Source organism: Georgenia sp. G2120, from assembly GCF_055326485.1.
In genome coordinates this window covers 207,813-232,793 of record NZ_JBUZNL010000003.1, presented here as the reverse complement: position 1 = coordinate 232,793, position 24,981 = coordinate 207,813, and the positions used below count along the sequence as shown (strand labels likewise).

The 24,981-nt window shown below is 75.4% G+C and carries 18 protein-coding genes; 10 read left to right on the top strand and 8 right to left on the bottom strand.

Going from position 1 to position 24,981, the window contains the following annotated elements:
* Positions 1-25: 25 nt before the first annotated feature.
* Positions 26-1,063 carry a CNNM domain-containing protein gene (locus tag ACZLMO_RS04970; protein ID WP_463653071.1) on the bottom strand — a complete coding sequence of 346 codons (1,038 nt, stop codon included), beginning with the start codon at positions 1,061-1,063 and terminating at the stop codon, positions 26-28.
* On the bottom strand, positions 1,060-2,505 hold the full coding sequence (locus ACZLMO_RS04965) for a hemolysin family protein (protein WP_463653070.1): 1,446 nt from the start codon (positions 2,503-2,505) through the stop codon (positions 1,060-1,062). The genes ACZLMO_RS04970 and ACZLMO_RS04965 overlap by 4 nt, the downstream gene beginning before the upstream one ends.
* Positions 2,506-2,677: 172 nt before the next feature.
* Between ACZLMO_RS04965 and ACZLMO_RS04960 the strand changes: the two genes are divergently transcribed.
* The gene (locus ACZLMO_RS04960; RefSeq protein ID WP_463653069.1) at positions 2,678-3,466 is read left to right on the top strand and encodes a hypothetical protein; all 789 of its coding nucleotides are present in this window, start codon (positions 2,678-2,680) and stop codon (positions 3,464-3,466) included.
* Positions 3,467-3,490: 24 nt separating this feature from the next.
* Here ACZLMO_RS04960 and ACZLMO_RS04955 read toward each other — a convergent pair whose 3' ends face one another.
* The 4 genes from ACZLMO_RS04955 to eccD form a co-directional block, all read right to left on the bottom strand.
* Positions 3,491-4,891, bottom strand: coding sequence for an FAD-dependent oxidoreductase (locus ACZLMO_RS04955; protein ID WP_463653068.1), 1,401 nt, complete (start codon positions 4,889-4,891; stop codon positions 3,491-3,493).
* 81 nt (positions 4,892-4,972) lie between these two features.
* Positions 4,973-6,313 carry a S8 family serine peptidase gene (locus tag ACZLMO_RS04950; protein WP_463653067.1) on the bottom strand — a complete coding sequence of 447 codons (1,341 nt, stop codon included), beginning with the start codon at positions 6,311-6,313 and terminating at the stop codon, positions 4,973-4,975.
* Positions 6,310-7,857 (bottom strand): type VII secretion protein EccB, encoded by a 1,548-nt coding sequence (gene eccB / locus ACZLMO_RS04945; RefSeq protein ID WP_463653066.1) that lies wholly within the window; start codon positions 7,855-7,857, stop codon positions 6,310-6,312. Before eccB ends, ACZLMO_RS04950 begins: the two co-directional genes overlap by 4 nt.
* Complete coding sequence (gene eccD, locus ACZLMO_RS04940) at positions 7,858-9,198, bottom strand: type VII secretion integral membrane protein EccD (RefSeq protein WP_463653065.1); 1,341 nt, start codon at positions 9,196-9,198, stop codon at positions 7,858-7,860. It abuts the gene before it with no gap.
* Between the two features lie 378 nt (positions 9,199-9,576).
* On the opposite strand from eccD, the gene ACZLMO_RS04935 reads away from it, so the two are divergent.
* The 8 genes from ACZLMO_RS04935 (at position 9,577) to ACZLMO_RS04900 (ending at position 17,109) form a co-directional block, all read left to right on the top strand.
* Positions 9,577-9,876: a WXG100 family type VII secretion target gene (locus ACZLMO_RS04935; protein ID WP_425713614.1), complete on the top strand. Its 300-nt coding sequence runs from the start codon at positions 9,577-9,579 to the stop codon at positions 9,874-9,876.
* A 35-nt stretch (positions 9,877-9,911) separates the two neighbouring features.
* On the top strand, positions 9,912-10,208 hold the full coding sequence (locus ACZLMO_RS04930) for a WXG100 family type VII secretion target (RefSeq protein WP_425713615.1): 297 nt from the start codon (positions 9,912-9,914) through the stop codon (positions 10,206-10,208).
* Between the two features lie 136 nt (positions 10,209-10,344).
* Entirely contained in the window at positions 10,345-10,722 is a 378-nt protein-coding gene (locus ACZLMO_RS04925; RefSeq protein WP_425713616.1) for a hypothetical protein, read from the top strand.
* 31 nt (positions 10,723-10,753) lie between these two features.
* Entirely contained in the window at positions 10,754-12,694 is a 1,941-nt protein-coding gene (locus ACZLMO_RS04920; RefSeq protein WP_463653064.1) for a hypothetical protein, read from the top strand.
* A 79-nt stretch (positions 12,695-12,773) separates the two neighbouring features.
* Complete coding sequence (locus ACZLMO_RS04915; RefSeq protein ID WP_425713618.1) at positions 12,774-13,124, top strand: hypothetical protein; 351 nt, start codon at positions 12,774-12,776, stop codon at positions 13,122-13,124.
* A gap of 46 nt (positions 13,125-13,170) precedes the next feature.
* Positions 13,171-15,135, top strand: coding sequence for a hypothetical protein (locus tag ACZLMO_RS04910; RefSeq protein WP_463653063.1), 1,965 nt, complete (start codon positions 13,171-13,173; stop codon positions 15,133-15,135).
* Between the two features lie 85 nt (positions 15,136-15,220).
* On the top strand, positions 15,221-15,583 hold the full coding sequence (locus ACZLMO_RS04905) for a WXG100 family type VII secretion target (protein WP_425713620.1): 363 nt from the start codon (positions 15,221-15,223) through the stop codon (positions 15,581-15,583).
* Positions 15,584-15,600: 17 nt separating this feature from the next.
* Positions 15,601-17,109, top strand: a complete 1,509-nt coding sequence (locus ACZLMO_RS04900; protein ID WP_463653062.1) for a hypothetical protein — start codon at positions 15,601-15,603, stop codon at positions 17,107-17,109.
* A gap of 127 nt (positions 17,110-17,236) precedes the next feature.
* On the opposite strand, the gene ACZLMO_RS04895 is transcribed toward ACZLMO_RS04900, so the two are convergent.
* Both ACZLMO_RS04895 and ACZLMO_RS04890 read right to left on the bottom strand, forming a co-directional pair.
* Positions 17,237-17,908, bottom strand: coding sequence for an RDD family protein (locus ACZLMO_RS04895; RefSeq protein ID WP_463653061.1), 672 nt, complete (start codon positions 17,906-17,908; stop codon positions 17,237-17,239).
* Between the two features lie 1,334 nt (positions 17,909-19,242).
* Positions 19,243-20,622, bottom strand: a complete 1,380-nt coding sequence (locus tag ACZLMO_RS04890; RefSeq protein WP_425713623.1) for a hypothetical protein — start codon at positions 20,620-20,622, stop codon at positions 19,243-19,245.
* A gap of 207 nt (positions 20,623-20,829) precedes the next feature.
* On the opposite strand from ACZLMO_RS04890, the gene eccCa reads away from it, so the two are divergent.
* Positions 20,830-24,918, top strand: coding sequence for a type VII secretion protein EccCa (gene eccCa / locus ACZLMO_RS04885; RefSeq protein ID WP_463653060.1), 4,089 nt, complete (start codon positions 20,830-20,832; stop codon positions 24,916-24,918).
* Positions 24,919-24,981 lie beyond the last annotated feature (63 nt).

Sequence of the window (24,981 nt, the reverse complement as noted above, 5' to 3'; positions counted from 1 at the left end):
GGCGCGGGGACGACGATACGCCCGCTCAGACGGCCGGGCGACCCTCCTCGGTGCCCTGCGCCGGCTCGCCGGACAGCGCGAGCAGACGCGGGAGGAGGTCGGCGAGGGTGACCACGCCGACCCGGCCGTCCGTGCCCGTGACGAGGGCGATGTGGTGGCGCCCCACGCGCATGAGCTGTGTCGCCTCCGTCAGCGGCGTCGACGCGTCGAGGGCGAGCAGTGCGCGCACGTGCGGCGCCACGGGCGACCCCGGGGGCGCCATGAGGGTGTCGCGCACGTGCAGGACGCCCGTGTACCGGCCGGCCTCGCCGACGACCAGCCGCAGGTGCCCCGAGGTGCGGGCGAGCTCCTGGGCGTCGGCCGCCGTCGCCCCCGGCGGGATCGCCGTCACCTCGTCGTCGCCCAGGACGTCGGCCATCGTCGCCGCGCGCAGGTCGAGGACGCGCGTGAGCGACTCGTACGAGGTGGGGTCGAGCGCCCCGACCTCGGCGGAGTGCTCGACCAGGTGGCGCAGGGCGTCGGGGTCCTGCCCGGCGTGGACCTCGTCGACGGGCTCGACCCCGGCCTTGCGGGCGAGCCAGTTGGCCTGGCCGTTGAGCATCCGCAGCAGCGGCCGGGTGAGCGCGAGGAAGCCGCGCATGGGCAGGGCGAGCAGCATCGCGGACCGCTCGGGGTGGGCGATCGCCCACGACTTCGGGGCCATCTCGCCGACGACGAGGTGGATGAACGTGACGACGACGAGGGCGGCCACGAACGCCACGACGTCGGCGGCCACGTACGGCATGCCGGTGAGCTCCAGCAGCGGGGTGAGCGCGTGGTGCACCGCGGGCTTCGTCGTGGCACCCAGCGCGAGCGTGCAGACGGTGATGCCGAGCTGGGACCCGGCGAGCAGGAGGGTGAGCTCGGAGCTGCTGCGCAGGGCGGCGCGGGCCGAGCGGGACGTGGGCGCGAGCTCCTCGATGCGGTGCCGCTTCGCGGACACCAGCGAGAACTCGGTCGCCACGAAGAACGCGCTGGCCGCCACGAGACCGATCGTCACGAGGACGACGACGAGGGGGCTCATGCCTGCTCCTCCGCGTCGTCGGCGTGCGGGGCGTCGGCGTGCGGGGCGTCGGCGTCCCGCAGGTCCAGCCCGGGCAGGGCGTCGCCGAGCAGAGGCTCGTCCCTCTCCGGCCGGGTGACGGTGAGTCGGATCCGGCTCGGCACCCACCGGTCGATCTCGAGGACCTCGGCGTGCAGCACGCCGGGCTCGGGGTCGTCGGTGCGGGCGAACTCGCCGGGGTCGATGGGCAGCTCGACGTCGACGGCCTGCCCCACCTCCGGCAGCCCGTCGGCCACGTCGATGACGAGGCCGGCGATCGTCTCGTAGTCGCCGTCGGGCAGCGTGAGTCCGAGCGCGCGCTCGATCTCGTCGAGATGGACGTCGCCGGGCGCCTCCCACTCGCCGGGCTCCCGGCCCGGGGCGAGCTCCTGCGGGGCCGGGTCGTGCTCGTCGGCGATCTCGCCGATGAGCTCCTCGGCGAGGTCCTCGAGGGTGAGGACGCCGGTGAAGCCCCCGTACTCGTCGACCACGCACGCGATGCGTCCACCGTGCCCGAGGTCCTCCATCGCCGTGGTCAGCGAGGACAGGTGGGAGACGACGAACGGCTCGCGCATGATCTCCGTGACGGGTGCGTCGCCCGGGAGCTCGGTGCCGAGGAGGTCGTTGAGGTCGACGATCCCGAGGACCTCCTCGGAGTCCTCCGCCAGCACGGGGTAGCGGGTGTGCCCGCCGGCCATGACCTCGCGCAGGCCAGCGACGGTCAGAGTCTCGCGGACCACGTCGACCTGGGCGCGCGGGATCATCGCGTGCTCGACGTCGCGCTCGGGGAAGTCGAGGACGCGGTCGAGCAGCGTGGACATCGAGGCCGAGAGCGTGGCGGCCTCGCGCGACTCGGCGACGATGCTGCGCAGGTCGCGGGCGGAGGCGGAGTGCTCGACGTCGTGCACCGGCTCGATGCGCAGGAGCCGCAGCAGCAGGTTGGAGGCGGCGTCGAAGACGCGGATGAGCCAGCCGAACAGCCGCAGGTACCACGTGGTCGACGGCGCGAGGCGGTCGGCGAGCGGGCCCGGGGACGCGATCGCCACGTTCTTGGGGAACAGCTCCCCGAAGAGCATCTGGACGTAGGTCGACAGGACGAGCGCGAGCACGGCGCCGATCCCGACCGCGACGGCCGTGGTGAGGCCCGCCGAGCCGAGGATCTCCCCGAACGCCTGCCCGACGAGCGGCTCGGCGACGTAGCCGACGAGCAGCCCGGTCACCGTGATGCCGAGCTGGGCGCCCGAGAGCATGAACGACGTCCGACGCGTGATCGCGAGGGACCGCGCGGCGGTCCGGTCGCCCGCGGCGGCGCGGGCGGCGAGCCGCGACCGGTCCACCGAGATGTACGCGAACTCCTGGGCGACGAAGTAGGCGGTGGCCGCCGTGATGAGGACGATGACGAGAACGCCGACGGCGATCGACACCGCCGGGTTCACTCCGCACCCCCCGGGCGTGGTCGGGCAGGGGGCACGGGGCTGGTACTTCGGCCGGGCATCGGTGTCCTCGGGTCGCGGTGGAGCGGGTGCACGCAGGCTACAAGCATGCGACGCCCCTCGTGCGCATCGACGGCCCCCGAGGCCGATCTACCCTGGCCCCGTGCCCCACGACCCCTCGAGCTACGGCGCGGCGCCGCCGCCCGGCCGCGCGTCGACGAACCCGTACGGGAGCCCTGCGTCCGGCGCCCCCGCGGCGGGCTCCGACGTCGAGTCGATGCGGGTGGCCGCCGACGCATCGCCGTGGGCGCCCGTCGCCGGCCGGGCCGACCACGAGCACCCGCGGGCAGCGCAGGGGTACGGCCGCCACGCGTCGCCCTGGTCGTGGCACTCGCTCCGCCCGAGGGTCGGCGCGACCCTGCACGGGCTCGTCCGGATCGGCCGCTGGCTCCTGCTCCCGCTCCTCGTGGTGCTCGTCGTCGCGATCGTCCTGCACTCCCGGATGAGCAGCGGGCGGGTCGACATCCCCCTCGACGGGACGCCGACGAGCGTGACGGTCGAGCGCGGGTCCGACGTCTGGCTCTGGGTGCCCGAGGACGCGCCGGGCGTCGACTGCTCGGCCACCGACTCCGAGGGGCTCGGGCTCGAGCCGCGCTGGCTCCTCCGGCAGCTGACGAACGACGACCTCGTCTCGGCGCTCGTCATGCCCAGCGGGTCGACCGGCACGTTCGAGATCGTGTGCGAGCCGGCGGACGACGGGCAGCTCGTGCCCGCACCGGCCACGGCGCACGTCGGGGTGGCACCCGCGCCGTCCGCCGACCGGGTCGCGGCGTACTACACGCTCACGCGGGTGAGCACGGCGGGGCTCGTCGTCGTCGGGGCCGCCACGGTCGTGCTGTGGATCCTGTGGGGCGTCCTGCGCGCGGCGCGCGTCCTGCCCCGGCTGCGCTGACGACCGGCCGGACGGGACGACCGCTCAGACGAGCGGGCCGACGTCCTCCTGGCCCCGCGCGATCGCGGTCATCGCCTCGCGGGCGACGACCTTGACGCGCTCGCGCACGTGGGCGTCGGTCTCGCCGAGCCGCCGCTCGAACGCGTCGAGGGCCTCCCAGCCGGTCCAGTCCGTCCACGGGACCCCGGCGGCGTCGAGCTCCGCGGTCAGTCCGTCCCGGCCGGCCCGCTCCGGGCCCGTCCCGAGGATCCCGGCCTCGACGTCCTCGACCACGTGGCCGATCGTCTGCTGGGCGTCCGACTTCGTCGACCCGATGAGGCCGACGGGGCCGCGCTTGATCCATCCGGTGACGTACACACCGGGGACGAGCTCGCCGTCGTCGCCGAGGATGCGGCCCTCGACGTTGGGGATGACGCCGCCGCGGACGTCGAACGGGAGGCCGTCGATCGGCGCCGAGTAGTAGCCCACGGCCCGGTAGACCGCCTGGACGGGCGTCTCGACGAGCTCTCCGGTCCCGCGGACCGACCCGTCGCCGGTCAGCTCCGTGCGCTCGGTGCGCAGCGCGGTCACGCCCTCCTCGGGCGTGCCGAGCACGGCCGCCGGCGAGTGGAAGAGGTGGAGGTGGATCCGCCGCGACGCGGTGAGCGTCGCGGGGTCCCGCATGGCGAGGTCCATGAGGGTGTTGACGACCTGCTTGGTCTGGTTCGACGAGCGGATCGCCTCCTCGGACCCCTCGTCGAAGTGGAAGTCCTCCTCGTCCACCAGCAGGTCGACGTCGGGCACCTTGGCGAGCTCGCGGAGCTCGAGCGGGGTGAACTTGACCTGGGCGGGGCCGCGGCGGCCGAACAGGTGGACGTCGGTGACCGGGGAGGCCTCGAGGCCGGCGACGACGTTGGCCGGCACCTCGGTCGTCAGCAGGTCCTTCGGGTGCTTGGCGAGGATCCGGGCCACGTCGAGCGCGACGTTCCCGACGCCGAGGACGGCGATCTCGCGGGCCTTCAGCGGCCACGTCCGCGGCACGTCGGGGTGGCCGTCGTACCAGGACACGAAGTCGGCGGCGCCGTGCACGCCCGGCAGGTCGACCCCCGGGATGTCGAGCGGGGCGTCGGCGTCGGCGCCGGTCGAGACGATGACGACGTCGTAGAGCTCGCGCAGCCGCTCGAGGCTGACGTCCTTCCCGACGTCGACGTTGCCGAGCAGGCGGACGTCGCCGCGCGAGAGCACCTTCTCGAGGGCCCGGATGATGGCCTTGATCCGCGGGTGGTCCGGGGCGACGCCGTAGCGCACGAGCCCGAACGGGGCGGGCAGGCGCTCGAGGAGGTCGATGCGGACGTCGAGCCCGGAGGCCGAGAGGATGTCGGCGGCGTAGGTGCCGGCCGGGCCGGCGCCCACCAGGGCGACGTGCAGGGGGCGTGCGCTGGTCACTGCGTCCTCTCGGTGCGCGGAATGGTCCGTCGGCCAGTGTAGGTCCGCCGCGCCGCGCCGGGAGTGCCGTCCGGCGTGAGGTCAGCCGCGTCTGCGGGGCGAGCGGGCGAGCAGACCGGCTCCCCCGACGACGACGAACGCCCCGAACACCCACCAGGCCGCCGTGCCCTTGACCGCGTCGAGCGGGTCCGCGGGCCGCTCCGGCACGGGGACGTACGTGGGCGCGTCGGCGCTGGGGGCCTCGTGGATCGGGCTCGGCGGGCCGGGAGCCGCGCCGTCGTCGACGAACGCGAGCGCGTCGTAGGGCGCGACGATGCCCCAGCCGAGCTGGTCGGTGCGCTCGTCCGGGACCGCGCGCACGGCCGTGGACATGAGTCGGTGCTCCCACTGCGCGGGGGTCTCGTCCGGGTACTCGGCGGCCACGAGCGCGGCGATCCCGGCGACGTACGCCGTCGACCAGCTCGTCTGCCCGCCGCCCGGGGAGGAGTAGCACGGGCCGACGTCGAGGTACTGGTACCAGGCCGGGTCGCCGGGGGCCGCGACCTCGACGTGCTCGCCGGGGATCGCGTCCTCGGTCGCCTCGCCCTCGATGGTCGACGCGGTCACCGCGAGGGCGCCCGGGTAGGCCGCCGGGTAGCGCGGGCCCGGCTCGACGTTGTCGGTGGTCCCGGCGTTGCCGGCGCTGGCGACGACCAGCGAGCCGGAGGCGGCGGCGTGGGCCACGGCGTCGCGCATCGCCGGGTCGTCCCGGTCCTGCGACATCGAGACGGAGATGATCTGCGCGCCCTGGTCGGCGGCCCAGCGGACGCCCTCGGCGATCCGGGCGGCGTCGGTGCCGTAGCCGGCCTCCTCGAGCTCGTCGTCCTGGTCGGTGACGTAGACGCGCACGGGGAGGATGACCGCCTCGGGGGCGAGGCCGACCACCTGCGTGCCATCGACGTCGCGGGCCGCGATGAGGCTCGCCGCGGCGGTGCCGTGGGAGTGGACGTCGGTGCGGCCGTCGGAGCTCGAGAGCGCCGGACCCTCGGTCACGCTCTCCGAGCCGGGCACGGTCCCCATCGGGTCGAAACCGGGCAGGACGACGTCGTCGGCCGGCATCTGCGGGTCGCTCGGCAGGACGCCGGAGTCGACGACGGCCACCGTGACGCCCTCGCCCCGGGAGATCTCCCAGGCCTGCTCCATGCCGAGCGCCGGGAGGAGCGGCGACGGCTCGGTCGGTTCCTCCTCGGGCGTGCAGCCGTCGGGCAGCTCGAGCTCGGTGACCGGGGCGACGGGTCCCGGCGCCGCCTGCGCCAGGGTGCCCGGGCCGAGCGCGCCCAGGACCGGTGCGGCGAGGATCGCACCGCCCGCGAGCGCGGCGGCGAGCGCTCCCGCCGGCCGGTCGGCGCGGCCGGTCCTGGCTCGCGCGTGTCGTCCGGTCACGAGCCGTCGCTCGCGGTCTCGCCGGATCCTCCGGTCGTCGTCTCGCCGGATCCGCCGGTCGGCGCCTCGCCGGATCCGCCGGTCGGCGCCTCACCGGGACCACCGGTCGCGGTCTCGCCGCCGCCCGAGGACTCCTCGGGGGTGGTGGCGGACCCGCTGGACGACTCGCCGTCCGGTGCGCCGAGCGCCGGGAGGTCGAGCGGCTGGAGGCCGGGCCCCTGCGGGAAGAGCCGGACCCACGGGTTCGGCACGGTGGCCCGGTCCTCGAGCTCGTAGCCGAGCATCCCGAGGGTCTCGCCCCGCGCGCCGAGCAGCGGGTAGGCCCGCCCCGTCTCGTCGATGAAGAAGTCGGCCGTCAGCAGCCCGCCGCCGGAGCCGGAGACGAGGGCGCCGGAGCTGCCCTGGACCACGACCGTGTCGTCGCCGACCTCCGGGACGTCGTGGCCGGCGACGAGGACCGACGAGGCGGACGCGTCCATCGCGTCGGACACGAGCTGCGCGCAGGGTGCCACCCCCTCGTCGTCGACGACCGGGCCGGCGATCTCGTCGGGCCAGTCGGCCGGGTCCGCGTCGTCGCCGCTCGGCATCTGGCCGAGGTCGCCGGCGCTGACCGCCATGGCGTCGCGCTCGAGGTGCTCGCCGTCGCCGAGCCGGTACATCTCGTAACCGACCGCGCTCAGCGGCTGCAGCTCGCCGGTGGCGCCGAGGATGTAGTACGAGACGTCGTCCCCCTCGCCCATGGAGACGGCCTGCCCCGCGAGGACGTCGGGCATCCCCTCGATCGGCTCCGGCATCGGGTCGCCGGCACCGGGGTTCGACATGGGGCCGAGCGGCGTGCCGGGGGCGAACAGCTCGAGCCAGGCGGCGGAGGTCTCGACGACGGGCGCCGAGTCGAGGCGGAGCGCCCGGACGATGGCCTCCTCGTGCTCGGCGTCGATCTCGTGCCGCGTGGCGCCCGAGACGAGCCACAGCACGCCCTCGACACGGACGACGGTCGCGCGGTCCTCCGCGGGCTCGGCCGAGACCTGGGTGCCGTCGGTGTCGATCGTCGGGCGCCCGACCGCGGTCCACGAGGCCCCCGACGGCGCGAGGCAGGAGAGCCACTCGTCGTTGACGAGGTCGCCCGGCTCCGGGAGGGAGTCGGGGGCGTCCGGGATCCCGACCGTCGGGCCGCGCGTGACCCCGGCGACCTCCTCCTGGGACAGGGTGTGGACGTCCATCTCGCCCGCGCCGAGCACGAGCCGCGCGGAGGCCGTGTTGAGCACCGGGTACATCACGCCCTCGGACGTGACGTACCGCGAGCCGTCCTCCTCGATGATGACGAGCGAGCTCGCCTCCCAGCCCTCCGGCGTGCCCGGGGCGAGCCACCGCGAGACGAAGCCTCCCGCGAGGATGAGCCCGACGAGGACGAGGCCCCCGACGACGCCGCGCCACGGCTTGCCCGGCTCGAGCTCGCGGCCGTCCGGCGCGCCGGAGACGAACGAGGTGACGAGGCGCTGCCGGTTGAACCGCTGCGCGTCGAGGATGTCCTTGTTGGAGGCCACCTACACCACACCCGTCGCGAACGCCGCGAGGGGCAGGACGGCGAGCACGCAGATCACCTCGAGGGTGTCGCCCACCCGCTGGAGGGCGGGCCGGGGCCCGGGGCTGAGCACGGCCATGCCGACGATGCCCACCGTGAGGGCGGCGACGACGATCGCCACGGCGAGCCACCAGTCGGGGTGGACGACGACGGCGGTGAGACCGACGAGCGCGGCCCCGGCGACACCGGTCGCCGTCATGACGATGACGTCGCGGCGCGCGTAGATCTCGCGCACACCGAGCACGAAGGCCACGCAGATGACGAGGACGAGCGCGGTCCCCCACACCCCGGTGGCGACCGCGTGCGGCGTGGCGATCAGGATGGCCGCGGCGCCCGAGAGACGCATCGCCAGCAGCAGCCGGGACCCGCGCAGGAACTCGGACCGGACGCGCGCGGCGCGGATCTCCTGCCGTTCGGCGTCGAGCTCGGCCTGGTTGCGGGGAACCGTCACCCGGATGCCCGTCATCGACAGGGCGATCCAGGGCGCGGAGGAGAGCACGATGCCGGACACCGCGACGATGCCGGCGGCCACCTGCCCGGTCCGCAGGTCGGTGACGAGCGGCAGCCCGCCGAGCGCGAGGAGGGCGAGGCCGACGAGGACCGGGACGCCGGCGTACTCCCGCACGGACCCGAGGAAGGGCAGGGCGAGGGCGCCGACGGCGAGGACGCCGAGCCCGCCGTAGGCGAGCGGCTCCCCCGTCATCGGCCCCACGCCGAGCGCGAGGCCGGCGGTCAGGGCGAGGATCGAGGTCGCGCCGAGCATCGTCAGGCTCGCGGCGCCCCGGCCGAGGGCGGCGAGGACGCCGGTCACGCCGAGCGAGAGCACGGCGGCCGCGCCGGCGACGACGGGGACGAGGAGGGAGGAGTCGTCGGCGGTGAGCAGGACGACGCTGCCCGTGACGACGAGGACCAGGGTGGCCACGAGCGTCATGCGGGCCGAGTCGGCGGGCGTCCATGCCTTGTGCTGGTCCTCGACGGCGTCGGAGACGGCCTCGACGAGGTCGTCGTAGACGCGGCCCGCGGTGCCGGCGTCCCGGGCGACGAGGGCGAGCAGGGCGCCGTCCTCGATGCCCTGGGCGGCGAGCGACTGGTCGGGAGCGAGCTCGGTGCCGTCGGTGCGCGTGAGCCGGTACCCGGTGACGGCGGCGCGAACCTCGAGCATCCCGAGCCTGCGGGCCAGGCCCGGCACGATCTCGGCGACCGGCACCGAGCCCGGCAGCGCGAGGTCCGTGCGGTCGTCGCCCTCGACGAGAGTCACCCGGACCACGGTGCCGACGGCGCGGCGGCTGACTGCCTGGCTCACGCGGTGCCCTCCCTCGACGCGATGTGTCGCGCCCGTGTCCTGAGCGCCCGCACGAGGATATCCGCAGCGGGCGGCGGGACAGGTCACGGACGTCGCACGACCGGTCACGTCCCGTGCCTGGAAGGTGTCCGGAGGGTGACGGAACGGTGACCGTCGCGTGCTCCCCTGGCGGGTCGTCACCGACCGCACGAACACTGGTCCCCGACCAGGTCGCAGGGGTGGGGAGGTCTCCCCGAGGAGGGCGGCTCCCGGCATCCGTCCGTGGCCGTAACGTGATGGTCGTCGTCGAGAGCGGGTCAACCGGATCGGCGGAGTCAGGCCCCACGGGGCATCGGGTCCAACAGGTCCCACTCACGAGAGATTCAGTAGGAGGACAGCATGAACACCGTTGAGGCAGGCGAGGGCGCACTCGAGACCGCCGCTGGTCGTGTGGACGAGACCAAGGCCACCGTCGAGGGCGAGTTCACCCGACTGGGTGGCCAGCTCCAGGGCATCGGCATGCAGTGGACCGGCGCCGCGCGCCAGGCGTTCGACCGCGCGATGGTCCGCTGGGACGAGGAGGCCCGCCACACGAACGAGGTGCTCACCACCCTCGCCGAGAACCTGCGAGGCACGCAGTCCTCGTTCACCGCCCAGGACGAAGAGGGCACCGTCAACTTCAACCAGCTGCTCGGCTGACCCGACACACGACCTGAGAATTGGGAGCTATCCAGATGAACGACATCCGCGTCACTCACGCAGCCCTTCAGTCCGGCGCCGCCGACATCAGCTCGGCCGGCCAGCGGATCCGTCAGCACCTCGACGACCTGCACAGCGGGACCGCCGACCTGCGCGAGCGCTTCCACGGTGAGGCCCGCCAGGCCTGGGACACCGCCAAGCACCACTGGGACCAGAACATGGAGGACGTCGACTCCATCCTCATGCTCATCGAGTCCCTCGTCCTGCGCAGCCAGGGCAACTTCGCCGACGCCGACCGCATCTCGGCCGGCAACTTCGGCGGCAACGTCTGACACACGCAAGCCTCGGTCGCACCGGGACCGGACGGTCCCGGTGCCTCCGTGGCTCTCGTGCGTCGGCGCGTGTGGTGCCGTCCGGCCGAGCGCCGTTCCCGGTGCGGCGGAGAGATGAACTGGAGAGAGGTCCGGAATGAACATTGTCCTGGAGCCCGAGGTGCTGCGCGCGCGCGTGAACTACCTCGACACCGTCGTCACCGAGCTGACCAAGCTCAACGACGACATGAACAACGACGGCGTGAGCCAGCAGGCCATGTGGTCGGAGCTGTCGACGGTGAGCCGCATCGGGTCACCGCTGGCGACCGCGACCTTCGACCTCGCGACCGGGGTCACCGAGCTGCTCCGCAGCGCGGACAACATCCGCCTCGCGCTCGTGCGCGCGGCAGAGAACCTCGCCGAGACCGACGAGACGCTGATGGCGGACCTCGAGGCCATCGGCGAGCAGATCGACGAGGCCACCCCGCCGCCCCCGCCCGGGCCGCGCGGCGGACCGACCCCGATTGCGGTCTGAGCACGAGCCAGGACGATCGAGAGCTGACGAGATGACGTACCACAAGACCCAGCCGACCACGCTCACCGAGACCCTCGCGCGGATCCAGGGGCTCGAGAAGAGCGGCCTCCAGGGCATCGAGACCAACTTCACCGGCTACGCCGACCGGCTCGACGACCTCGCGTACGAGATGCGCACCCGGCGTGCGGAGCTCGGCATCGAGGGAGAGACGGGCGACGCCGCCGGCGCCGGATTCTCCGACCTCGAGGCGTGGGCCCGGCACCGGGCCGCCGAGGCCGAGGAGATCGGCAACGCGGTCCGCGAGGCGCGGACGGCCGGCGACGAGGCGCACTCGACGTACCGGATGGAGAGCGGCGACTGGTCCAACGACTCCGCGCGGGAGCGCTGGGACGAGATGACGGACGACGAGCAGCGCGAGCTCATCCAGCGCTACGACCTGCCGGCCGGCGAGACCATCGAGTCGCTCGACTACCGCGTCGAGGACGCGATCGACATGATCCCCGAGATCACGCCGGCGACCGGCTCCCCGTTCAAGGACCGGCACTACACCCCGGACCGCGGCGGCACGGACCACAACCGGTCCGGTGCACCGCTGCCGGGGGGTGGTGGCAGCGGGACGGTCCCGACCTCTCCCCCGCCGCCGAGCGGGCCGGAGGGGCCGCGGGTCGGCGTCATCACCCCGACCCCGCCCGCTCCCGACCTGCCCGAGCCTCCGGGGACGAACCCTCAGCCGCCGCCCGGCGTCATTCGTCCCACGCCTCCCGACCTGCCGCCGACCGTCCCGCCGCAGGACCCCTGGGAGCCGCCGGTCGTCCTCCCGCCCCCGGGGCTCCCGGTCGACCCGCCGGCGCCGCCGCCGAACATCGACGCGCCGATGCCTACGGTCCCGACGCTGCCGGCCCCGCCGACGCCGACCCCGAACCCGATCATGCCCGGCCCGGCGCCGGTCCCGCCGCCCGGTGGTGGCGGCATGCCCGTCCCTCCGCCGATCGCCCCCGGCATCCCCGGTCCCGGCCTCGGCGGCCGTCCGCCCGGCGGTGGAGCCACGCCCGGACGCCCGCCGATCCACACCATCGGTGGCCCCGGTGCGGGCCGCCCCGGCGGCGCCGCTCGCCCCATCGGGGGCGGCGCCGGCGGTCGCGGGCTGCCCGGCGCACCGGGTCGTCCCGGCGCGGGTGCGGGCATGCCGCCCGCGGGCCGCGGCGGAGCCGTGGCCGGACGCGGCGCCACCGGCGCGCGCGGCGGTGCCGCGGGCACGCCTGGACGCGCCGGCATGGCCGGAGCCCCGGCCGGTGGATCACGCGGTGCGGCCCGGCCCGGCGTGGCCGGAGCCCCCGCGCGTGGAGCAGGTGCGGCAGGCCGCCCCGGCGCCGCCGGTCGGCCCGGAGCCGCCGGTGCGGGCGCCGCAGGACGCGGTGCAGGCGCGGTCGGCCGTCCCGGTACGGGTGCGGCGGGCCGTCCCGGAGCGGGAGCCGGCGCAGCCGGACGCGGTGCTGCCGCGGCCGGGCGCCCCGGTGCAGGCACGTCCGGACGTCCCGGCGCGGTCGGAGCGCCCGGCGCCGCCGGTCGCGGCGGCGCGGCGAACGGTGCTCGCGGGGCGGCTCGTCCCGGCACCCTCGGCTCCCCGGCCGGTGCGGGTTCGACGGGCGCGGCCGGTCGGGCCGGCGCGGGTGCCGCTGGTCGCGGCGCTGTCCGTCCGGCGTCTCCCGCCGTCGGCCGTTCGGGGGCGACCGCCGCTCGCGGCGGTGCCGCCGGCGGCGCGGCGCGAGGCCCCATGGGCGGCATGATGGCCGGCCGCCCGGCCGGGAAGGACAAGGAGCGCAAGCAGGAGGAGGTCGAGCACATGGACCTCGTCGAGCAGCTCGAGACCGAGAAGGCGCCCACGGCTGCCGCGGGTGCTGCCAAGGGCTCGCGCACCGACTCCCGCACGGCGCCGACGATCGCGACCGAGACCGAGAACGACGACTGGTGAGTGGTCCGGGAGCGGCGCACCCCGCACGGTGCGCTGCTCCCGACCGATCCCGTCCCGCTGATCCGCGAGAGGAACGACGATGGCGATCGAGCTCCAGCCCGAGGTGCTGGCGGCGCGGGTCCGGCTGCTCTCGACCACCGTCGAGGAGGTCCAGGAGATCCGCACCGAGGCGTGGAGCGGTCGCTACGACCACAAGCCCGGCTGGTCCGACCTCTCGACGATCAATCGGATCAGCGACCAGGTCTCGGAGCGGATGTATGAGCTCGGGGACGCGATGACGGCTCTGCTGTTCGAGCTCGACGGGCTCTCCCGCGCCCTCGAGGACTCCGCGGCACTCATCCAGGGGGTCGACGAGGAGACGACCGACCTGCTGGAGAAGACCCGGGAGCGACTCAGCGACATGGAGCTCGGCAACTTCAACGACCGCTAGGACGACCGACGCGTCCGCGCGCGGGGAGAGGACACAGGACCTTCCGATGAGTGACGAACCGACGACCCTGACCGAGACCCTGCGCAGGATCGGCCCGTTCCAGACGAACCCGATCGACAGCTACTCCACGAACCTCACCGGCCTGGCGTCGCGCCTCCGCACGCTGGCGGAGGACCTCGGCGCTGCGTCCGGGAACCTCGGGATCGAGGGCCAGGCCGGCGACGAGGCCGTGCTCGCGTTCGGTCGGGTCCAGCGCTGGGCCGAGCACAGGGCCGACGAGGTCGACCAGGTCGCCGCCGCCGTGGACTACGCGCGCGGGGCCGGCAGCTCCACGCAGACCTACTACTTCGACCTCAACGAGAGCTACACGGCCGCTCACGAGGGCGACAACTGGGACGACTCGCGTGTGCAGGAGTACAACCTCGCCGCCGGCGAGGCCATCGAGTCGCTCGACTATCAGGTCGAGGACGCGATCGCCATGCTTCCGGACATCGCCGACCCGAGCGGCGAGATCCCCGGTGCGAGCGGCGAGGAGCCGCCCGGCGGCGGCGGGCTCCCTCCCGGCGGTGGCGGCGGGCTCCCTCCGGGTGGCGGCGGCGGACTGCCGCCCGGTGGCGGTGGTGGCGGTGGGTCGCACGTCGTGCCGCCCCCCGGCGGGCCTGGCGGTCCCGGCGTCCCGCCTCTTCCGTTCAACCCGCCCCAGCCTCCCGAGCCGCCGTACTACCGCGACCCGGACGTCGACCCACCCGGGCCGCCGGACGACCGCTACCCGTGGCCGGACCCGCCCGAGCGTCCCGAGCGCCCGGTTCCGCCGGACGACCGCTACCCGTGGCCGGACCCGCCCGAGCGTCCCGAGCGCCCGGTTCCGCCGGACGACCGCTACCCGCGGCCCCAGCCTCCCGAGTACCCGGGTCCGCCCGACCGCACGGGCCCGCCGGGGAACGAACCGCCTCGACGGCCGGACTTCTACCGGCCGCCGCTGCCCCCGATCCCCGACCCGGGCCCACCACCGTCGGTCGACTCGCAGCTCCCGACGCTGCCCGGCGGCCCCGGCGCAGGTCCGGGCCTGGGCGGACCAGGCACACTTCCCGGCGCCCCGGGCGCAGGCCCCGGCATCGGTGGACCCGGTGCACTTCCGGGCGCCCCCGGTGGCGGCGTCGGCGTCGGCGGTCCCGGGGCTCTCCCGGGCGCACCCGGCGCCGGCGGGTCCCCCGGGATGATCGGCCCCATGATGGGTGGCGCCGGAGGCGCCGCCGCTCGAGGCGGACCGGGTGCGCGCGGGGGCGTCGGAGCTCGTCCGGGCGCCGCGGGGCGCCCTGGCATGGTCGGCCCCATGATGGGCGGGGCCGGCGCGGGCGCCGGTGGCCGTGGTGGCGGCCGGGCAGGTTCCGGCCGGGCGGGTGCCGGTCGCGCCGGTGCCGGGCGCGCAGGCACCGCGGGCCGCGCCGGCATGGCCGCGCCGCTCATGGGTGGCGCCGGCGGCTCGGGCGGACGAGGCGCCAACGGCCGCGGGGCGGCCCGCCCGGGCGTCTCCGGACGCACCGGCGCCGCACGCGCGGCCGGACCCGACGCAGGACGCTCCGGCGCAGCCGGTCGACCGGGCGCCGGCAGCGGCAGCGCCGGTCGAGCCGGCGCGGGCGCGGCGGGCCGCGCGGGCATGGCCGGTCCCCTCATGGGTGGGGCCGGCGCAGCAGGCGCTGCGGGTCGCGGCACCGGCGGCCGTTCGGGCGGCGCGGGTGCCGGGCGCGCGGGAAGCGCCGGACGTGCCGGAAGCGGCGGAGGTGCCGGCCGGGCCGGGGTCGCCGGCCCCGGGGTCATGGCAGGCGCCGGTGGCCGTGGTGGCGGCCGTCGCTCGAAGGACCAGGCGAACGAGGCCGAGCACATGGACCTCGTCGACCAGATCGAGACCGACGAGCGACCCGCTCGCGGTCTCGCCGACCGAGGAGGGCGCCGCGGCGAGTCCCGCCCGGCGCCCCGGCTGAGGACTCCCGACGAGTCCGACGAGTGGTGAGACGACGACAGAAGTGACGACCAAGAATCGGGGCGCATCGCCGTAGTAGCCGGACGGGCGCTCCATGATCCCGAGGGGGGACGAGATGAACGAGGTGGAGCTGAATCCGGACGTGCTCGAGGCCCGGGTGCGCCTGCTCGCGAGCACCGTCGACGACATCGCGGGGCTCAAGCAGCGCGTCAGCGACGAGATCGGGCACCAGGAGACAAGCTGGGGTGAGCTCCCCGGCCCCACGCGCATGCGGTTCGCCGTGGTGCAGGAGCTCAACGACATCAACGGCAGCATGTCGATCCTGCTGTCGCAGCTCGATGAGCTCGCTCAGTCGCTGACCGAGTCGGCGGCGCGCATCGAGGACGTCGACGAGGAGGTCTCCACCCTCCTCGCGTCGACCCGCTCCCAGCTCGAGGGGCTCGACCTGCCCCGCACGCCGGCCGCCGTCGAGGCCTGACGAGGAAAGGACGCAGCATGACGAACGACGACAACATCCCCACGGTCCTCACCGAGAACATGCGGCGGATCGAGACCTTCCAGGAGCCGGCCACCCTCGAGCTCTCCGAGGGGCTCGACGGCATCGCCCAGGAGCTCGCCCGGGTGGCCGACGAGCTCCGGAGCTCCCAGGGCGAGCTCGGCATCACCGGCGAGGCTGGTGAGAACGCGGTCGAGGTCTTCTCACGCGTCGAGCGCTGGGCGAGGCACCGCTCGGGCGAGGTCTGGGAGGTCAGCTCCGCGGTCGAGCACGCGCGCAGCGGCGCCGACACGGCCATGCGGACCTACGAGGACACGATCCAGAGGTACGAGCAGGATCGCGCGAGCGGCAACTACGACGAGTTCGACACCTTCCGGTACAACGCCCACGCGAGCAACTCCCTGTGGGACCTCGAGGACACGGTCCAGGAAGCCGTCGAGATGATGCCCGAGATCACCGCCGGCGGGGAACCGTGGCGCGAGGACGCGGGCGGACTCGCGCGCGCCCGCACGGCCAACGGCCCGTCGGTCATCCCCCCGCCCCCGGAGGAGGGCATGGCGATCGCCCAGCGGACACCGCCGCCCGAGGTGACTGGCGTGCCGGCGTACCGCTCGCTCCCGCCGGAGCCCGAGATGCACCGGATCATCGCGACTCCACGGCCGGGACGTACCCCGGACACCCAGATCCCCGAGCGGGACCTGCCCGGCCACGGGGCGCCGATCCTCTTCGGGGACCAACCGCGCGACACCTTCCCGCGGCCGGGCGGCCCGAGCTGGGGTCCGCCGGACACCCAGATCCCCGAGGCCGACGGTCCGTTCCTTCGCGATCCCTCCGTCGACGCGGCCCCGCCGCCGGGTGTCGGCGGTCCTGGCTCCGGCGGCCCGGGGACCGGTGGTCCTGGCGCCGGAGCTCCCGGCACGACGGCACCGCCCGTCGCCGGCGGACCGGGCACCGGAGCACCTGGCGCCGGTGGACCCGGCGCACCCGGCGCCGGTGGACCCGGGGGTGGCGGCTCCGTCGGCGTCGCTCCGGGCGGTGTCGCCGGTTCCGGCGGTCCGGGCGGCGGTGCTGTCGCGCCGATCGGCGGCGTCGCGGGCGCCCCGGGTGCAGGGGGCGGTCGGTCCGGGGGCACGACCCCACCTCAGCCACGGACGCTGGCCGGACCTGCAGGTGCAGGGACCGGCACGGGTACCGGCGTCGTCGGGGCCGGCCCCGGCGGTTCGTCCGGATCCTCGAGCTCGACGGGCGCCGGAGCGGGCGGCCGGGGACCGATGATGGGCGGCATGCCGATGGGTGGCATGGCCGGCGGCCGCGGATCAGGGAAGCGGAAGAAGCGCAAGGACGGGGAGGACCCGGCCGAGGAGCTGGAGGCCACTCCGAAGGAGGAGCCCACCGGGCCGACCGTCATCGCGCGCCCCGCGGGTGCGTACGGCGGCGACCGGACCGACAGCCGACCCGCGCCCGACGAGCTGCGCAAGGGCGACGACCAGAGGACGGACGAGTGGTGACGACCCGTTCCTGATCCGCGAGCGAGCGGCCCCGCCGACCGAACGGTCGGCGGGGCCGCTCGCTGTCCGCGCCGTCACGGGTGAGCCGGCCGCACGCCGCCGGCGCCCGTTCGGTCCCGACTCCCGCTCAGTCCCGTCGGGTGCCGGACCCGTGCCGCGGGTCGTCGCCGAGCCGGGTGACCTGGCGACCGAGATCGATGCGGTCGGCGGGCAGCGGCGCCATCGTCGCGCGCACGCGCCGGCCGCCGTCGGGCTCCGTGGCGAGCTCCTTCGCGATCCGCCGCGCGGGCAGGACCCGCGTGCGTCCGACCCGGTCGTGCCAGGCCCGGCCCCGCTTCTGCGGGTCGAACAGGCCGGACAACGAGAGCACGAGGCCACCGACGACGGTGACGTGCGAACCGCCGAGGATGCCGGAGCGCGCGGCCTCGCGGGACAGGCCCGGGGCGAGGTGGTTGGTGCGTCGGGCCGCCCGGAGCCCCAGCACGAGCCCACCGGGCGTCACGCCGGTCCGCGCGCGGAGCAGGACGAGCAGGGCCGCGAGCTCGACCACCGTGATGACGGTGAGCACGATCGACTCGGTGAGGAACCAGACGCCGACACCCGGTCCGACGACGACGATCAGCGTGATGACGTACGACGCGAGCTGGAGCAGCGAGCTCGTGGTCGGGCGGCCGTCCGGGAACCGGCCCGGGTCGGCCCCGGTCGGCGCGGTGAGGTGACCGGACCTCGCTGCCTCGTCGTCCGTGCGGCCGCGGCCGCGCGGCTGCTCGCGCCGCCCCTGCGCGGGCGCCCCGTCCATCGGTCGTGACCCCGCGGGCCGCGGACCGCCGCCACGAGCCGGCGACTGGGCCACGGGCGCGGACGGAGCCCCGGACGACGCGACGGCGGACGAGCCCGCGGACGGCGCCGACGGCTGCTGCCACGGCTGCCCCTGCGCTCCAGGGCCGCGGTCGGCGGGTCGCTCGGGCGCCCGCGCGTCACCGGCGGGCGTCGCCGGCGGCGGTGCGGCGGGTCGGCTGCCCGCCCCGCGCGGCGGCTGGTACGCACGGCTGTCCGGTGCGGGGGCCGCGTCGGGGCCGGACGGGGCCGAGGGGAGGACCGCGTTCGGGCCGAAGCGCGCGTCCCAGTCGGTGTGCCCGGCCTCCGGTGCCGAGGCTCCGGACGGTGCCGGGGCCGAGCCGGCGACGGGCGCCGATCCGCCGGCCTGGCGCGGCGGTGGGGCCGTGGACGCTTCCGGCGTCGGACGACTCGCACCCGGAGCCGGCAGACCGGCGCGCGGACCGTCGGGAGCGGCGGCGGGAGCCCCGGCGCGCGGCTGGACGCGCAGCGTCTGCCGGTCGCGGTACGGGTCCTCGGCGCGCGAGCTCGGGTCGGGAGAGCCGGATCCGCCAGGAGGCGCCGCCTCGGACCGGGCGGACCCGGGGGCGGCCGGAGCGCCGTGGGGCCGTGCGGGCGGGAGGCCGGCACGCGCGCGGTCGCCCGAGGTGCGGCCCACGGTGCCCGTCGCGGCGGACGATCCCTGACCGGGTGCGCCGGGCGTGCTCGTCCCCTCGCCGACCGGCGTGGATCCGCCGGCCAGCGGTGAGCCGCTGCGCGGACCGCGCCGGCGGCCTCCCCCACCGACGATCGGTCCGGTCGCGCCGGTCCCGTCATGCCCACCAGGCGCCGGGCGCGACCCACCGGTCGGCGCGGGCCCCGAACCACCCGCGGGCGCCGGTCCTGGGCCGCCCGCGGAGCGCGAGCCCGCCGCGGGCCGAGACCCACCGGCGGGTCGAGAACCGCCGGGCGCCGGGCGCGAGCCACCTGCCGAGCGTGAACCGGCCTGGGCCGCCGGCCGGGATCCGCCCCCGGGCGCCGGGCGCGAGCCACCTGCCGAGCGTGAACCGGCCTGGGCCGCGGGACGTGAGCCACCATCGGGACGCGGAGCGCTGTCCGCAGGTCGCGAACCACCGGCAGGCCGCGAACCACCGGCGGTGGGCTCGCCACCGCCCGCGCCCCCCGCGCCCTGACCGGGCACCCCCTGGGCGGGCGGCGCGGCGTCGTCGGACGGGGGTGTCCCTCCCGGCGTCGGCGCCTCCGGACGGCCCTGCTCCCGGCGGTCGCGCCGGCGCGGTCGGGGGTCGTTGCCCTCGGTCACAGTCCCACCTGCCTCACCCAGTGGATGGCGCCCGCGGCCACGGCTCCGGCCGGCAGGGCGAGATGCGTCGCGAACCCCTGGACGATGTCCCCGAGGCGCGCGAGCGCGACGTTGCTGAGGCCACGCGCCACGGCGATCGCGAGCCCGGCGATGACGAGCGCCGCGACGACGGCGACGATCCCGACCGTCAGCGCCTCCGCACGCCCGCCGACCACGGCCGCCCATGCGATCTGGCCGATGACGACGAATGCGGCCACGCGCGGCAGCACGCGCACGGTGCGGGCCCGGGCCCCGCGCGGGACCAGCAGCAGCGCGAGCACGAGCAGCACCACGGTGACGAGCGCCGCCCACCCGCGGATCCCGCCGACCGGGACGATCGCGAGCACGGACGGCGCGAGCATCGCGGCGAGCAGCGACATGAGCACGACGACGAGGTCCTGCCGCAGCCGCGCGGTCGTGACGACCCGGCGCACGCGGGGCGCCGTCACCTCCGCGGGCGCCTTCGGCGCGGCCTGGCGGACACCGGTGGCGTCGCGGGAGACGTGCTCGAGGTCGAGCAGCTGGTCGTCGGGGACGTCGATCGCGAGGTCGGGCATCGCCAGCAGCAGCGGGGGGACGGCGCCGACGACGAGGGCGCCGACGACCGACATGCCGGTGTCGATCTCGAGGGTGGCGAGCGCGGCGATCGCGGCGCCGAGCCACACGGTGGCGACGAGGGCAGCGGCCGAGGCGGTGCGGTCCCGTCTCCGCTCGGCCGCGCCGGCGCGCAGCGCGAGGGCGGCTCCCGCCACGGCGGGGGCGACGACGAGCGCGAGCCGCAGCTGGGCGGGCCCGTCCGCGGGGACGACGAGGACGCCGGCGGCGACCGACACGAGCGAGAGCGCCGCGATGTCGAGCAGCACGACCCCCTCGCGCCCGCGCCGCAGCGCCAGCCCGAGCGCGGCGAGGGCGAGCAGGGCGACCACCGTCCCGCGCCACCAGGCGGGCAGCGGGTCGGTCATCCCCCACCACGCGGTGCCCGCGAGCAGCAGGACGCCCCCGACGACGAGGACCAGGCCCGCTCCGGCGACCGCGAACGAGTCGGCGCCGGCGGGCAGCACCCGGGCGCGACCCAGCTCGTCCGACTCGATCGACGCGCCGGCGGACCCGCGGGTGACGGTGAGCAGGACACCGTCGGGCACGTCGATCCCGATGACGTCGTCGGCGGCGACCCGCCAGCCGGAGGAGTCGGTGACGAGGACGGAGCGCGACCGCGCGTCGACCCGGAGGCGGCGCAGGACGTCGGCCACGGTGGCGCCGTCGGGGACGGCGACGTCGCGCACGACGGGTCCGAGGACCACGGTGGCGTGCACGCGCGGCTCGGCCGTCGTGGTCATCCGTTCCCCTCCCCCGTCCGGCGGGCACGATCTCGGCGGCCGTGGCACCTGATCAGGGCTGCCCCGTGCCGCCCCGGACCCTATATTAGGGGCGGCTCCGGACGTTCCGTCCGGTCGCGCGCACGCCGGCCCACCGGCCGGCGGCGCCGCGGTCCAGCCCCGGGGGAGGTAGGCACCTGGTCCCGGCGATCGACGTGGAGGAAGTCCGTGGTCCGTCCGTCCACCAAGGCGCCGCCGCCCCCGCCGCAGAGCGAGGAGACGCTGCAGGTCCCGCCCGAGCTCCCCGAGCCCGAGGGCCTGCAGAACATCCTCATGATGGTCGTGCCCATGATCGGTTCGATGGGCATGATGGGCGTGATGATGTTCGGGGGCGGCTCCGGCAACCAGCGGATGGTCCTCATGGGCGCCGCGATGATGTCCGCCATGGTGCTCATGGTGGCGATGAACATCATCCGCCAGCGCAACCAGCACAAGAAGGCGGTGATGGACTCCCGCCGGGAGTACCTCGCCTACCTCACGGACCTGCGCAAGAAGGTCCGTACCGCCGCGAAGATGCAGCTCGACTACTCGGCCTGGCGGATGCCCGACCCCCGGTCGCTCGCGGCCCTGGGCGAGGAGGGCTCCCGCACGTGGGAGCGCAGTTCCGAGGACGAGGACTTCCTGCTCACCCGCATCGGGTCGGCCACCCAGCCGCTGTCGCTCGACCTCAAGTCTCCCGAGATCCCCACGCTCGCCCAGCTCGACCCCGTCACGGCCTCCGCCGCGCACCGGTTCCTCGTCACCCACCGCGAGGTCAGCGGCCTCCCGCTCGGCATGGACCTCCAGGCGTTCGCCCGGATCGAGGTCGCCGGCTCCGAGGACTCCGCCCGCGCGCTCGCCCGCGGCGTCATCACCCACCTGGCCACCTTCGTCTCGCCCGAGGACCTGAAGATCGCGGTCATCGCGTCGGAGGACGCGCTGCCCGAGTGGGAGTGGATCAAGTGGCTCCCGCACGCCCTGTCCCCGCGGGTCAACGACGCCGTGGGCCCCGCCCGCATGCTGACGACCTCGCTCGCCCACCTCGCCGACCTCCTGCCCGCCGGCATCGCGGAGCGGCCCCGGTTCGGCCTCTCGGGCGGCGACCCGGAGCTGCCGCACGTGCTCGTCGTCGTCGACGGGGGTGACGTCCCCGCCGTCAACCCGGTGCTCACGCCCGACGGCGTCATGGGCGTGACCGTCGTCGACCTGCCCGAGACATGGGAGGCGCTCGTCTCCCCCTCGACCCTGCGGCTGCTGCTGCACGACGAGGTCGACGAGGGTCCCCTGACCGGCGCCACGCCGGTCGAGATCCTCCAGGTGGGGGCGGAGCCGCAGATCGGTGTCGCCGACCAGCTGAGCGTCGCCGAGTCCGAGGCGGCCGCGCGCCGACTCACCGCCCGCCTCGCCTCCATCCGCTCCGGCCAGGTCGCCGACGACTCCGGCGAGTCCGGCGAGGCGCCCGCGGAGGTCTCCGCCGAGCTGACGGACCTCCTCGGCCTCGGCGACGTGCGGGACTTCGACGTCAGCCAGGCGTGGCGACCGCGCCTGCCCCGCGACCGGCTCCGCGTGCCGATCGGGCTGACCCCCGAGGGCCGCGTGGTCCAGCTCGACATCAAGGAGTCCGCGCAGCAGGGCATGGGGCCGCACGGCCTCATCATCGGCGCCACCGGCTCGGGCAAGTCCGAGGTGCTCCGCACCCTCGTGCTCGCGCTGACGATGACCCACAGCTCCGAGGCGCTCAACCTCGTCCTCGTCGACTTCAAGGGTGGCGCGACCTTCGCCGGCATGGCGGACATGCCGCACGTCTCCGCGATCATCACCAACCTCGGCGAGGAGCTCACGCTCGTCGACCGCATGGAGGACGCCCTGCGCGGCGAGATGGTCCGCCGCCAGGAGCTCCTGCGCGCCGCCGGCAACTTCGCCAACGTCACGGACTACGAGAAGGCGCGGACGAACGGCCGCACCGACCTCGAGCCGCTGCCCGCGCTGATGATCATCTGCGACGAGTTCTCCGAGCTCCTCACCGCGAAGCCGGAGTTCGCCGAGCTCTTCGTCGCGATCGGCCGGCTGGGCCGCTCGCTGTCGATGCACCTCCTGCTGTCCTCGCAGCGGCTCGAGGAGGGCCGCCTGCGCGGCCTGGAGTCGCACCTGTCCTACCGGATCGGTCTGCGCACGTTCTCCGCGCAGGAGTCCCGCACGGTCCTCGGCGTCGCGGACGCCTACGACCTCCCGCCGATGCCCGGCGTGGGCTACCTCAAGCCGGACACGACGACGATGATCCGGTTCCGCGCCGCCTACGTGTCCGGCGCGCCGCCCGTGCGGCGCCGCCGCAACCGCTCCGAGGGTGGCGGGGCCGAGCAGCAGGTCGAGCAGATCGACATCGACATCTCGCCGTACACCGCGGCGCCCGTGCTCGGCGAGAGCCCCGAGGAGCTGCAGCGGCGCCTCGAGGCGGCCGACGACGCGACCCGGGCGATCGAGGAGCGCAAGGCGGAGGAGGCCGAGAAGAAGGCCGAGGAGGAGCGGAAGAACCAGCCCTCCACCTTCGACATCGGCGTGAGCCGCATGGAGGGCCAGGGCCCGCCGGCGCACGTCGTGTGGCTGCCGCCGCTCGACGTGCCGCAGACCTACGACGAGCTCATGCCCGACCTCACGGTCACCCCGGAGCTCGGCCTGCACTCGCCGCGGTGGCGAGGCGCCGGCGCGCTGACGATCCCGCTCGGCGTGGTCGACAAGCCCCTCGAGCAGCGCCGCGAGGACCTCGTCTTCAACCTCGACGGCGCGGGCGGCCACATGGCGATCGTCGGCGGCCCGCGGACGGGCAAGTCGACGGCCGTGCGCTCGATCGTCGCCGCGCTCGCCCTCACGCGCACGCCGCAGGAGGCGCAGATCTACGTCCTCGACTTCGGTGGCGGCACGTTCGCCGCGATGACCGACCTCGAGCACGTCGCGGGCGTGGCCACGCGCGGCGAGCCGGACGTCGTGCGCCGGATCGTCGCCGAGATGCGCCAGCTGGTCGACGAGCGCGAGGCGTTCTTCCGGGCGAACAAGATCGACTCGATCGAGACCTACCGGACCCGCCGGACCGAGGGCCGGGTGGACGACGGCTACGGGGACATCTTCCTCGTGGTCGACGGCTGGCCCACCATCAAGGCGGACTTCGACGACCTGGAGATCCCCCTCCAGCAGCTCGCCGGCCGCGGCCTCACGTTCGGCTTCCACCTCATCGGCACCGCGAACCGGTGGATGGACTTCCGCATGCAGCTCAAGGACATGATCGGCTCGCGCCTCGAGCTCCGGCTCGGCGACGCGCTCGACTCCGACGTGGACCGCAAGCTGGCGAAGAACATCCCCAACCGGCCCGGGCGAGGCCTGGCCAAGTCGAAGCACCACATCCTCACGGCGCTGCCCCGCATCGACGGCGACGGCAGCTCGGGCACGCTCGGCGCCGGGGTCGACGACCTCGTGCGACGGGTCGGCGAGGCCTGGACCGGCCGCCCCGGACCCAAGCTGCGTCTCCTGCCCGAGCAGATCGGCCTCGACGAGATCCGCGCCCAGGCCACGCCCGAGGAGCTGGCCGGCGGCATCCTCCTCGGGGTCGACGAGGCCCGGCTCGCGCCGGTCGTGCTCGACCCGGCCGCGGACCCGCTCATGTTCCTCCTCGGCGACTCCAAGTCCGGCAAGTCGACGTTCCTGCGGGCCTTCGCCTCGGAGGTCGCGAGGCTCAACGGCCCCAAGGAGGCGCAGATCATCGCCGTCGACCTCCGGCGCGCGCTGCTCGGCGAGCTCCCGGAGTCGCACCTCGGTCTCTACCTGTCGACCCACGACATGGCGACGACCGAGCTCAAGGGGCTCGCCGGCTTCCTCAAGTCGCGCCTGCCCGGACCGGACGTCACGCCGGACCAGCTGCGCAGCCGCTCGTGGTGGTCGGGCGCGGAGGTCTACATCCTCGTCGACGACTACGACCTGGTGAACACCTCCGCCGGCAACCCGCTGAGCGCGATCCAGCCGCTCATGGCGCAGGCCAAGGACATCGGCCTGCACGTCGTGATCACGCGCCGGATCGGTGGCGCGTCGCGCGCGATGTTCGAGCCGGTCATGCAGACGATGACCGACCTCGCCGCTCCCGCCTACCTGCTGTCCGGCAACCCGGACGACGGGCCGGTCATCGGCCGCATCCGGGCGAAGAAGACGAACCCCGGCCGCGCGCAGATGATCACCCGCGACCGCGGCAACGAGGTCGGCCAGCTCGCCTGGCTGCCGAAGATCCACGGCTGACGCAGCCCGCGCCCGCGCCCGTCAGGGGTGGCGGGCGCGGGGCCGCATTGGCATCCTGGTGCC